Origin of the sequence: Acinetobacter sp. Ac_3412, from assembly GCF_013072675.1 — a bacterium.
Taxonomy (GTDB): Bacteria; Pseudomonadota; Gammaproteobacteria; order Pseudomonadales; family Moraxellaceae; genus Acinetobacter; species Acinetobacter higginsii.
Window position 1 is genome coordinate 507,896 of the sequence record NZ_LXUJ01000009.1, and the last position, 12,028, is coordinate 519,923.

9 protein-coding genes are annotated in these 12,028 nt (G+C 41.0%); 4 read left to right on the forward strand and 5 right to left on the reverse strand.

Features of this window, described 5'->3' with window-relative positions; all coding sequences use genetic code 11:
* Window positions 1-14: 14 nt before the first annotated feature.
* The 3 genes from A7P54_RS10600 (at window position 15) to posA (ending at window position 6,538) form a co-directional block, all read left to right on the forward strand.
* Window positions 15-1,673, forward strand: a complete 1,659-nt coding sequence (locus A7P54_RS10600; RefSeq protein ID WP_171549691.1) for an MlaD family protein — start codon at window positions 15-17, stop codon at window positions 1,671-1,673.
* Entirely contained in the window at window positions 1,670-2,371 is a 702-nt protein-coding gene (locus A7P54_RS10605; protein WP_171549549.1) for a PqiC family protein, read from the forward strand. The genes A7P54_RS10600 and A7P54_RS10605 overlap by 4 nt, the downstream gene beginning before the upstream one ends.
* Window positions 2,372-2,539: 168 nt before the next feature.
* Window positions 2,540-6,538, forward strand: coding sequence for a delta-poly-L-ornithine synthetase PosA (gene posA, locus A7P54_RS10610; RefSeq protein ID WP_171549550.1), 3,999 nt, complete (start codon window positions 2,540-2,542; stop codon window positions 6,536-6,538).
* An 87-nt stretch (window positions 6,539-6,625) separates the two neighbouring features.
* Here posA and A7P54_RS10615 read toward each other — a convergent pair whose 3' ends face one another.
* Window positions 6,626-7,390: a hypothetical protein gene (locus A7P54_RS10615; protein ID WP_171549551.1), complete on the reverse strand. Its 765-nt coding sequence runs from the start codon at window positions 7,388-7,390 to the stop codon at window positions 6,626-6,628.
* Window positions 7,391-7,549: 159 nt separating this feature from the next.
* On the opposite strand from A7P54_RS10615, the gene A7P54_RS10620 reads away from it, so the two are divergent.
* Entirely contained in the window at window positions 7,550-8,110 is a 561-nt protein-coding gene (locus tag A7P54_RS10620) for an undecaprenyl-diphosphatase (protein ID WP_171549552.1), read from the forward strand.
* 121 nt (window positions 8,111-8,231) lie between these two features.
* Here the strand turns inward: A7P54_RS10620 and A7P54_RS10625 are convergent, their stop codons facing one another.
* The 4 genes from A7P54_RS10625 to tssK are packed head-to-tail and all read right to left on the reverse strand — an operon-like array spanning window position 8,232 to window position 12,016.
* The gene (locus tag A7P54_RS10625) at window positions 8,232-9,200 is read right to left on the reverse strand and encodes a M15 family metallopeptidase (protein ID WP_171549553.1); all 969 of its coding nucleotides are present in this window, start codon (window positions 9,198-9,200) and stop codon (window positions 8,232-8,234) included.
* Window positions 9,201-9,203: 3 nt separating this feature from the next.
* Window positions 9,204-9,824: a hypothetical protein gene (locus A7P54_RS10630; RefSeq protein ID WP_171549554.1), complete on the reverse strand. Its 621-nt coding sequence runs from the start codon at window positions 9,822-9,824 to the stop codon at window positions 9,204-9,206.
* Window positions 9,825-9,834: 10 nt separating this feature from the next.
* Entirely contained in the window at window positions 9,835-10,641 is an 807-nt protein-coding gene (gene icmH, locus A7P54_RS10635) for a type IVB secretion system protein IcmH/DotU (protein ID WP_033133149.1), read from the reverse strand.
* A 10-nt stretch (window positions 10,642-10,651) separates the two neighbouring features.
* Window positions 10,652-12,016 (reverse strand): type VI secretion system baseplate subunit TssK, encoded by a 1,365-nt coding sequence (gene tssK, locus A7P54_RS10640; protein WP_171549555.1) that lies wholly within the window; start codon window positions 12,014-12,016, stop codon window positions 10,652-10,654.
* Window positions 12,017-12,028: the final 12 nt, after the last annotated feature.

Sequence of the window (12,028 nt, forward strand, 5' to 3'; positions counted from 1 at the left end):
CCTATAAAAGAAAGATCACTATGTCAGAAAATACCCCGAATAGCCAAGATTCTGAAGAAAACACTACGGTGTTAACGCAGAACGATGCAATCTTTGACGAACCTGAAAAAAAGAAGGGACGTTGGAGACCTGCGCTGATTTGGCTGGTTCCATTTGTTGCGCTTTTAATCGCACTTTCGCTTGCAGCAAAAGCCGTTTTGGATACAGGCCCAACCATTGAAGTGTCTTTCCGAACAGCAGAAGGTTTGGTTGCAGGGAAAACCACGGTACGCTATAAGCAGGTCGATATTGGTTTGGTTCGACAAATTGATCTTTCGGATGATCGTTCGCATGTCATTGCCAAAATCGAATTACGTAAAGATGCCAGTAATTTTGCTGCCAAAGATTCGCGTTTTTGGGTGGTGAGACCTCGAGTAGGAACGGGAGGTATTTCGGGTATTGATACCTTACTCTCTGGGGCATACATTGAAGTCGATGGGGGGAAGGCTGAACAGAAGCAAGAGAATTTTACTGGGCTTGAAGTTCCACCTGTAGTGTCTTCGGATATACCAGGTAAGGTCTTTTTCTTAAAAGCACAGGACTTGGGATCACTTGATGTTGGCGTGCCGATTTACTATCGCAGGATTAATGTCGGGCAGATTACGGCATATAAATTGGCAGCTGATGGGAAAAGTGTTGAACTACAGACCTTTATTCAATCTCCTTACGATAAGTTCGTAACCACAGATGCGCGTTTTTGGCAGGCCAGTGGGGTTGATGTGACTTTAAATGCATCAGGATTTAATCTGGATACGCAATCGCTTGCCAGTATTATCGCGGGTGGTATTGCCTTTGGCTATCCAGAAAATTCTGCTGGTACTATTGCACCAGACAATAGTTATTTTACTTTATCAGACTCTCGCAAAGAGGCCATGAAGGAGCCTGATGGTAAGCCGCGTCCAATTATTATGTACTTTGATCATTCGCTTCGAGGTTTAACTGCGGGTGCACCAATTGACTTTATGGGTATTGAGATTGGTAATGTCAAAGCAATCAACGTCGAATTTGATCAGTCTTATACGCATTTAAGAATGCGCGTGGATGCAGTGATTTATCCATCGCGTTTAGCGCATGGCAAAGAACTTGATCCAGATGGCGAAATTTTTAAATACTTTATTGAGAGAGGTTGGCGTGCGCAGATGCGGACAGGTAATTTATTAACAGGTCAGAACTATATTGCCTTTGATAAGTTTCCAAAAGCCAAAGCCGCTTCTTTAATTACCAGACCAGATGGGCGTGTTGTAGTACCAACCACGGCAACAGAGTTGAGTGGCTTACAAGCGCAAGTTTCACAAATCGCGGATAAAGTGAGTAAGTTCCCACTCGAAGAAATTGGACAAGATGTTCGTAAGACGCTTAATAATATGAACACCACCATTGAATCGACAGACAAACTGGTGAAACAGTTAGATGGTAAAGTCGCACCTGGTCTACAAGCGACGCTGAATGATGTGCGTAAAACCATGCAATCGAGTGAATCCATTTTATCCAGTGATGCACCAATGCAGCAGGATGTGCGTAAAGCATTGCAGCAAATGACTCGAGCTGCGGCATCTTTACAATTAATGGCTGATTATATTGAACAGCATCCTGAATCATTGATTCGGGGTAAAAAAGCAGAGGCAAACAAATGATAAGAACAATCATCGCTAAACATTCATCTGCTGTAGCAGGAGTGCTCAGTAGCGTGAGCATCTTATCTGCTGCGGTGTTACTCACAGCTTGTTCGGGGTCACCCACACCGAATTATTACACCTTGGCAAGCAAAGTTTCTCCATTGCTAAGTTCAAAGGTTAAGGTCATTGAAGTATTGCCTGTTGGATTACCAGATCGTATCAATCGTGCGCCTATCGTGATACAGGATGCAGCAGGTAAATCTAAAATCATGGAAAACGAGCGTTGGACCTCCACGCTTGGAGCAGAATTAAGAGATAACCTGTCTGCAGGTTTACAGCAAAAACTTGGTGCGGTTGATCGTTATAACAGCGGTATGGTGGGTGGCAAGGTGTCTTATCGTGTTGCAACTGATTTTTCACATTTTGATATCATTAATACATCCGATATCGCCAACAAAAATGTTGAAGTTTCGGTTGCGTGGATTATTAAGCGTAATGATCCGAATATTACCTTAGATCAGAACTCAACCCAAAATCAGCAGCTGGCATGTCGTATGACGTTTACTCAGCCAGTATCAGGTAAGAACAATCAGATACAAGATATTGTGAGTGGTGCGAGTAGTTCATTGAGTCGAGTTATTGATGCAATGGCGCTGTCAATTGTGTCCTTAGATGCAAAAACCTCACCCAACATAAATGGGGTAATTTGTTCATAATTTGACTAAAAAGTGGTCAGATTGATCACTTTTGTTCTGTTCAGGTTTTATTGTTTATTCAGACATCACGCTTTAATGTTGTTTTAAGTTGTTCTCTTTAATTTACCAGCTAATACGAACACCTCATTTCGTCTTTGGCTAAATCAAAACATTAAAGAGAGCATAAAAATGAATCAATGTGTGATGAGCGCAAAAAATATTATTCGTGGTAAGCACCACCCAGAATTTTTACAGCATGAAGTCCTTGCTGATATTTTTATTCAGACGGCACAGACATTTCCAGAAAAAGTTGCCTTGATTGAGGCTGAACAAAAGCTGAGCTATGGCGAGTTATATCAACAAGCTTTATTGATGGCACAGCATCTGACGCTGAAAGGAATCAAAGCGGGTGATATTGTTGGTTTATGGCTACCTCGTGGTATTGAATTATTAAAATCACAGTTAGCCATTTGTTTAAGTGGTGCGGCTTGGCTACCATTTGATATGGATACACCTGCAGACCGAATTGCCGTCTGTCTTGAAGATGCTGCGGCAGTGGGGATGATTACCAGTGATGAATGGTATGAACACTTACAAGAAGTACCACAGACCAAATGGACCAATACTGAATTGCAGCGACCACTGCATGAGACTGTGGAATTAGCCAAAACCTCACCTGACCAACCCGCCTATATTATTTATACCTCAGGTTCAACAGGAAAGCCGAAAGGGATTGTAATTACCCAGAAGAATATCTGTCATTTCTTGCGTAGTGAAAACAGTATTTTAGGGATTCAAGAGCAGGATAAGGTCTATCAAGGTTTCTCGGTTGCTTTTGATATGTCCTTTGAAGAAATCTGGTTGTCTTACCTCGTCGGTGCAAGCTTGTGGATTGCACCAAAATCTTTAGTCAGTGATCCAGAGCGACTCTGTCAAACATTGAAACAGCAACAGATTACCGTATTACATGCTGTGCCGACCTTACTGGCTTTATTTCCAGAAGATGTACCGAACCTGCGCATCATTAATCTGGGCGGCGAGATGTGCCCTGATTCATTGGTGGAACGTTGGGCCTTACCACACCATCAAATGTTTAATACCTATGGACCGACCGAAACCACAGTCACTGCCAGTCTGGAACTGTTGCAGCGTGGCAAACCGGTCACCATCGGCAAGCCCTTACCCAACTATGGCATGTTGGTCATTAATGCGGAAAGAGAATTATTGGCACAAGGTGAAACAGGGGAACTGTGTATCTTTGGCCCCAGTGTAGCTCCAGGCTATCTCGGACGCCCTGATCTGACTGCAGATAAATTTATTGAAAATCCTTGGGCAAATAATGAGGATGAAATCAGCTTGTACCGCACTGGAGACTTGGCCAAAATTGATGAATTTGGTCAGGTGCATTGTTTAGGTCGTGCTGATGATCAGGTTAAAATTCGAGGCTTCCGAGTTGAACTCGGTGAAATTGAAGCAGCGCTATGCGATCTTGATGGAATTGGTACGGCAGCAGTCATCCTAAGAGCGGAAGATGGTATTGATCAGTTGATTGCCTTCATTGCACCTGAGTTGGAGGCAAAACAAAGCATTGAGATTAAACAGCTTCGACATCATTTGAGCCAACGCCTACCGCCATATATGGTGCCTAATCGTTTTGAAATTATTGAGGAAGTACCACGACTATTATCTGGAAAAATTGATCGTAAGGCATTGAAGGCTCGCCCATTAACCAGTGTGATTGACCGGAGTGAATCAGACCAGCCACAGAATGAAGCTGAACAGATTTTATTTGAGATTCTAGGTCGTTTGTTTCCGAATATCCCAATTAAGTTAGACTCAGATTTCTTTGATGATCTCGGAGGCCATTCCTTACTCGCTGCTGTACTGATCTCGAATTTACGTGAACACCCTCAATATAGCCATCTGACCATTCAAAGCTTATATCAGGCCAGAAAAGTCGGGGCGATTGCAGCTTTAATGTTAGAACAACCAGAACCCTCCTTATTTGATCGCCAGATTGGACAAGATAATCCACGTAATCAGGCTTATAAATGGCTGTGTGGGATTGCACAGGCGGTGACGATCCCTGTATTGATCTCGATCAATATTCTGCAATGGTTGGCACCATTCTTTACTTATCACTATTTCACAGGCGGCACACGAGACAGTATTCCTTCGGCGATTTTATTGTCGCTCTTGGTCTATATTGTGGTCATCCTTGCCAGTTTTGCAGTTTCAATTACGGTAAAACGGTTATTGATGTTAGGGGTTGGCGCAGGCCGTTATCCATTATGGGGAATGACCTATTTCCGTTGGTGGTTAGCTGATCGGATCAGCAGTATTTCACCTGTATATCTTTTATCTGGTTCAACCTTACTGAATTTATATCTCAAAGCACTTGGGGCAAAAATTGGGCATGATGTCACGATTAGTTCCGTGCATATCCGGATGCCATCGTTGTTAAAGATTGAAGATGGGGTCAGTATTGGTTCCAATGTAAATCTGGAAAATGCCAAGGTGGAACACGGACACCTCGTATTGGGTTCAATCCAACTCAAACAAGACAGCTATGTGGGATCTTATGCAGTATTGGAAGAAAATACCGTGTTAGAACCGCAAGCGCATGTCAATGCTTTAACCTCAATTGAATATGGCACGACGGTACCCACAGGTGAAATTTGGGACGGAACACCAGCGAAAAAAATAGGGCATATTGATGAGTTGGAATCATTGGCAGCACGTCCAAAATTATCTTTAGTGCGCAAATTTTCTGAATATGGCTATTACAGTGTCAGTGCTTTAATCATTGCCTGTTTGTTCTTTATTCCGATTTTCCCAAGTTTCTTGTTAGTGGATTGGTTAGATGTCAATGTGTTTAATATTGATCCGAATAACCATATTCAAACCGCACTGTATTATTTCATCCTTGCCATTCCTGCCAGTGCCATGATGATGGTCATTACCGCATTGATTTCATCGGCTATACGTAAGATTGTATTACCGCGTTTAGAGACAGGCACTTATGCCATACATGGTGGTACTTATTATCGTAAATGGTTCGCAGCTCAGATTTTAGAAACCAGTTTACAGACTTTACATGGCTTGTTTGCAACCTTATATGCTCCGACATGGTTTCGTATGTTGGGCGCAAAGGTGGGTAAAAATACAGAAATTTCGACTGCCACAGGTGTAATTCCTGAAATGCTGACACTAGGTGAAGAAAGTTTTATTGCAGATGCGGTGATGTTGGGTGATGAAGAGATTAAAGGCGGCTGGATGTCGTTGAAATCTACTCAAATTGGCAATCGTAGCTTTGTTGGGAATAGTGCCTATATCGCGGATGGTACGGTATTACCGGATAATGTTTTGATTGGTGTGCAATCAAAAACGCCAGATAACCGAGAAATGTATTCAGGTCAGACATGGTTCGGTTCGCCACCTTTATTGTTGCCAGCGCGTGAAGCAGCAGCGCAATATCCAGATCATCTTACCTTTAAACCAAGTATCAAACGCCGTTTCATGCGAGGCTTGATTGAGGGTTTACGTATTGTATTACCGACAGCACTCGCCATTGGTGTAGGTTATATGATTGTTTTAGAAGTGATTGATGTCATTAATGACTATAGTATTGCGATGGGGCTATTGGCTTTAACTATGGCTGGACTGTTATACGGCGTCGGTTGTTTTGTCATCGTGACCGTATTGAAATGGGCTTTAATTGGACGTTATCAACCACGTTCAGCACCGATGTGGACCATGTTCGTTTGGCTCAGTGAAGGCATTACCAGTTTATACGAATCTGTTGCGATTCCGAACTTTTTGAATTACTTGAGAGGGACTCCGATGTTGCCATTCTTTTTACGCCTATTAGGAGTGAAAATTGGTAAAGATGTCTATCTGGATACGGCTGATATTACTGAATTTGACTGTGTGAAGATTGGAGACCGTGCAGAATTTAACAGCTTCTCTGGGCCACAAACGCATTTATTTGAAGACCGCATCATGAAAATTGGTCAAGTCAATATCGGCAGTGATGTGGTAGTGAATTCGCGTAGTATCATTTTATACAATGCCAATGTGGCTGACCATGCGGTATTGGGTCCACTGACATTGGTAATGAAAGGAGAGAATATTCCTGCAAAATCAGCATGGATTGGCTCACCTGCAGTACCTTGGAAACATAGCTAATCATTTATAAGTGATCACTAAATGGATAAGAAAATAGTTTTTCTTATCCCTTTTCTATATGTGTAACGAAGAGGATTAGCGAAAGATTTAATGTGTTGTTGAAGCAGGTTTGGATTTAAACAACACTAAACAAACAAGGATAAAAGCCAATAATACAAAAGAAGCACCGAATCGGCTTAAATCCAATCCGCCGTGATCAAGAGGTTTATCTAAGAAGTCACCTAAGACCGCACCGAGAGGTCTGGTTAAAACAAAAGCTGACCAGAATAAAAATGTTCTAGAGATCTTGGTCCAATAATACAAGACAATCAAGATAAGCAGTAATGAACCAAAGATCAGGGCAGCCCCTGTATAACCTAGTCTTTGGGTATCTGCTGTCCAGTCACCAAGCGCTGTTCCTAGGGTTTGAGAGAACATAATGGTGACCCAGTAAAAGGCTTCGGTCTTTGCAGACTGCACACTGTTCACCGCAATATTGCCACAGCTCCAATACCAGATCGCAAGTGAGCTAAGCAGTAGGGTGAGTAAAATAATACTCCCTCCGAGATAGCCTATGCCTAGAGAGCGATCGACATAATCAGCAATGGTGGTTCCCAGTGTTGTGGTTGAGATAATGGTTGCCCAATATAAAAAGGGTTTGTACTCTTTGGCTTTCATTTGCAGTGAAACAAAGCCAATAAAAATAATAGAAAAAATATATGTACTTAAGATATAGCCCAGATTGAGCGACATTGATAAAGCATCACCAGCCGTTTCACCGAGTGTTGTTGCTGCAATTTTTATAATCCAGAACAGCAATGTCACTTCAGGCACTTTGCTTAATACTTCGGGTAGCCTATTTTTGTTATCCATAAGTCACTCCAATTTGAGGGTAGATCAAATTTAGGATTTTTTTATTAATAGCGACTTAAAACTAAATTGTAATTTTGTTTGGTTTTTAAGGGGATTTAATTTTATTTTAAGCTGATATTTTTATATTTGCATCGTCAAACCATCATGGAACGATTGACGATGTCAATTGAAACTATCGATATCAGCTTATTTAATTGGATTAACTCAGCTGCAACCCAAAATCCTATTTTAGATAAAGCTGCATTATTCGCATCTCATAATTTAATTGCAGTATTATTTGTATTTTTAATTGCTTCATTGTTTTTTCAGGATAAGAAATATCGAGTGCAGTTTATCAAAATGCTCATTACCATCGTTGTTTCATTACTCGTGACTCAGATCATTCATGCGGTCTACTACCATCCACGTCCTTTTGACATGGGAATCGGACACATCCTGACAGGACATGGTTCATCTTCTTCATTTCCAAGCCAGCATACCTTGACAGTAGCAACGATTGCATTTTCATATCTACTGTCTGGTTATCGAAAAATTGGAAGTGCAGCATTGCTATTGGCTTTAATTGTAGGTTGGTCCAGAATTTATATTGGTGTCCATTTCCCTTTCGATGTACTTGGATCATTTGTGATTGCTTTTATGCTGGTATTAGGAATGAATATAATATTTAAGGAGTTTATTTTTAAAGTTAAAAAAACAGTTCCCATATCTGTTGTGGATTAAGATTTTTTTAATTTTAGTGTGATTTATATTTTATTGAAATATTCTAATTTGATATTAAAATAAAGCCTATCAATTTATAAAGATAGGCTTTATTTAATTTAATTGTACTTTAGATCTGTTTTTAAGACTCATCTGATCGGGCGGTTAATTGTCCTTCTGCTGTGAGTTGTTCAGCCATTTCTTTGGTTTTTCTTAAGCCTGGCATACGGTATTCGGTATGACCATAATCTTGAATAGATTTCCAACGACCACCCCAAGTTAAACCAACGGATTCAGCAACTTGCCCATAGAGTTGATAACCACGCATTGCCCAAGGGTCACGTTCTGAGATAACGACTTTACCGTTGCGTTTAAAAGCAACATCGGCAGCTAAACCAAATTGGTGATAGCTTTGATAACCTTTGGCACGGGTTGTATTTGGATTCCCTGCAAGCATATTTTGACGGCTTGGACTGCGGTAACCTTCAAGTAACACCAACTCATAACCGTGGTGTTCTTTCATGATTTTGAATACCATCAGTAGGCGTTGCTTATAGCGAGGATTAATTTTGTCCCATTTACGATCAACCATGGATACATCAAAACTACCATGTGAATGTGTAAGTGGAATCTCAATTTGAGATGCATTAATACTCGGATCTGTTGGATGCTGGGCTTGATAGGCCTGTTCAAGACGAGTTGCTTCGACAATCGCATCTTCAATCAAGTTGGCATCGACTTCTGGTGGTGGGCTCAGCATTTCACCATTGAGTAGCGTATAAATTTGCGGATCAGTTTCTTTTAAATATTCAGCTTCAATTCGTGTGGAATTGATCGGGCGGGTAAACGCAAAAATCAGGATGCTGGCAAATAAAAAGAAACCTGCGATTAAAATCCACCATTGTTGTAAGTGCCAATGCGATTGTAATTTTTCTGGCGAGGCCGCTTGATGCATATTCTCTGCAAACTGCATCGCATTGGCAATTTTCTTTTTGCTACTTGGAAGTAATGATTGCAACAACTGCTTGCATTTATAACGCAGCTCATATGACATGAGCAGGGTTAATCCGATCGCGACAGCGACAAAGCAAAAGAAAATAAGAAAAATCATGCTTTATTGCAGTTCATTCACAGCAAAAGGCTTTTGTGTGACTTTGATTTGTACCGTTGCCTCAGGTGCTTCAGCTTCTACCTCAGGTGTTTTAGCAGGCGCTGTCGTCTTTGTTGTTTGAGGAGCAGTTTTAACCACTTTATTTGTTGCCGCAGGGGCTGCCTCATTCTTCCCTGAAATAGGTTTGGTTGGCGCTACAGCTTGTGTGGATTTTGCATTTGGCTCATTGGCAAAAGGGGAAACGTGCTGTCCAGTCGGTGTTGGTGCAGCGGCTGGAGGTGTGCGTTGGAAGAATTTATTTAAATCATTACTACCGGGTTGAGTGAAATTATTATCCTCTACCGATTCGGCTGTTTCATGATGATTAGCTATTGTTTCCTCTGAGTTTTGAGTTGTCGTTTTGGTATTATGGGCTTGAGCAGGATTATTTTCTTCTACAGCATGCTCTGGTTGCGTTGTAGCTGTATTGGTTCTACTCGAGTCGGTAACAAATAAGAGAAAGAAAACCAGTGCTGCAAAGATAACTCCTGAAAGAAATCCAATCAGTAAATAAATGACAGGCGATAAGGTTTTTTTCTTATTAGTCTGTAATATGCGTAAAGAAGTTGCTCTTTCCTGAGTCATACGTTATCAACTAAGGCAAATGGATGGTGATATGTGCTTCTTCAGCAGGTGCTGAAATCACATTTTGATAAGGAGCTAAAGCACTCTGATTCTGTTTGGATAGCATGAACTTTAAGCCTGCAAAAGTGAGTGCAGCAAACATGAGCAAGAAGATTAGAATCCAGAAAAAGGGTAACTCGTGATGAATAATGTGTTTAATATGGTCAGGAATTGCGGCAAAAGGAGAAAATGCTGCTTTTTTCCCTTTGAGATAATCAATTTCATCTCCAACACGAGCTACGAGGTGATTTAGACTTTCTACAGATTCCAGACGGTATTTACCCTGAAAACCGAGTAAGAGACAGTAGTGGAAAACCTCAAGTGATGCTAGGCGGTCTTTGCCACGACTGCGCAGTTGTTCCAAGATTTCAAAAAAACGATAACCCGCCAGTTGAGAGCCAAACAGGCTCAATTGCAATGGGCTGATAAGCCATGAATTCTGTAAGTTAAAATAGGCAGCATCCTGTTGCGTCGCAATGGTTTCATCAATCAAGGCACAAAATGCATATTTGGCGTCGTGAATATCATCAGCAGAAAATTGTAAGCGTTTGGCTTGTTGCTCAAATCGGTTCAATAAATCGACGATTTTTTCACGAAAATCAGTTGGATTTGCAGGTATATAGCGATTGCGAAGTAAAAAAACCAGATAGAACCCATCATGTAATAGATCAATCAAGTTAGTCGCTTGCACTTTATTTTGTGGTTGGTCAGACGTAGGGAAGCCTGAACCAATTTTTCCATCATCAAATAAAGAGGGGATGCCTGTTGGTTGAGTCATTGTGATTCTCTTAACTATTCATTACGGCAATGAGTTCAATACTGATATCTTGGAATCCAGCTGGTACATAGACACAGATAGATTCTGACTCAAGCATACGGTGATACAATTCGTGATGTGGTTCGATTTCAAAATAGCTCACTCCAGAACGTACTGGAATAGCAGTTGGCACCTGCATTAAATGATGGAGTGGAACCGCTGGAAGAGCCGCAATAACACGTTGTTCTACATCAATTGTGCTACCCACTTTAAAGCGCAATGGAACGATCTGGATCAATTCATGGGTTTGCATCATGCTGCTTGAAACCGCAATATAGAGACGAGTGTCACGGGTAATTTTGTCAGACTCAAGACTACCAACCCAATACGATGGTCGTGTTTCTTTTAATGCAATGCTGAAATAACGGCTCGAAATAATGGTGTCTAATAAATCTCGCAGAATGAGATCAAGCTGCTGAAAACTGTCTTGTAACTGATGATGTTTATACTGTGGCAAATGATCCACATCATAGGCGGTAGAGAACGTCAGTAAAGAGCCCGTTAAACGTAATAATTCTGAGAATAAACGCTCAGGGTGAATTAGTGGATATTGGAGTAAATGATTCAGTCCTGCATATGCCGTGTTTAAAGCATTGATCAACCAGAACGAAACAATATCACCTGAACGGAACTCAATCAGTTTCTGTTCATTTTCACGGTTATTACTTTGAATCATCTTAATTTTTGCCTTAATCACGTTCAAGGTACGTTTTAGGTTGTTAATTAAAGATTCTGATGCAGCAATATGTAAAATTGGCGGAATAAACTTATTATCTAATTCAAAATGACCTGAGCTTTGGCGTTTAATTCTAGCGACAGGAACATATAAGAAACCATCTAAATTTTGGCTCGGCTGAATATGTTGTTCAAGCAGTTTGAATTCGGCACGACGACGCAACAGATTCAGTTCAGCAGGGCTGGCATCGGTAAACAGATCATGGGTTTCTGTCAAATAGTTATGATAGCGACTAGACACTGAGCGTGTTTCATCCGCGATATTCTTCTTATTGGCTTGTAAAATTGGGAGCGCCAAATAAACCGTCATTTCACCTTGTAGATTAAGATCATCCAGCAATAATGGCTCTGGCAATAAGTCTTGTGCAGGCGCGTGATAAATCTCACCGTCTTGCCAAATGATTTCCACTTCTTGGAGTGCCAGAATATGGGTAGAAAGTTGAACCTCATCAAATTTCAACTTTTGTACACCATAAGCATGCGGAATCATCGCCCGAATCGTATGATTCAAACGTTGTTCATGATAGGTATCTTGGATCTGAAAATGCTGAGGACGTAAAAATAAGCCTTCACCCCAAAGAATCTTTTCTGCTTTAAACATATGTATTTACCA

Bases quoted from the DNA above. Each gene is read 5' to 3' on its own strand.
- A7P54_RS10630 (WP_171549554.1), bottom strand. From the start codon at position 9,824: ATGACTCAGGAAAGAGCAACTTCTTTACGCATATTACAGACTAATAAG.
- tssK (WP_171549555.1), bottom strand. From the start codon at position 12,016: ATGTTTAAAGCAGAAAAGATTCTTTGGGGTGAAGGCTTATTTTTACGT.
- A7P54_RS10615 (WP_171549551.1), bottom strand. From the start codon at position 7,390: ATGGATAACAAAAATAGGCTACCCGAAGTATTAAGCAAAGTGCCTGAA.
- posA (WP_171549550.1), top strand. From the start codon at position 2,540: ATGAATCAATGTGTGATGAGCGCAAAAAATATTATTCGTGGTAAGCAC.
- icmH (WP_033133149.1), bottom strand. From the start codon at position 10,641: ATGACTCAACCAACAGGCATCCCCTCTTTATTTGATGATGGAAAAATT.
- A7P54_RS10620 (WP_171549552.1), top strand. From the start codon at position 7,550: ATGTCAATTGAAACTATCGATATCAGCTTATTTAATTGGATTAACTCA.
- A7P54_RS10605 (WP_171549549.1), top strand. From the start codon at position 1,670: ATGATAAGAACAATCATCGCTAAACATTCATCTGCTGTAGCAGGAGTG.
- A7P54_RS10625 (WP_171549553.1), bottom strand. From the start codon at position 9,200: ATGATTTTTCTTATTTTCTTTTGCTTTGTCGCTGTCGCGATCGGATTA.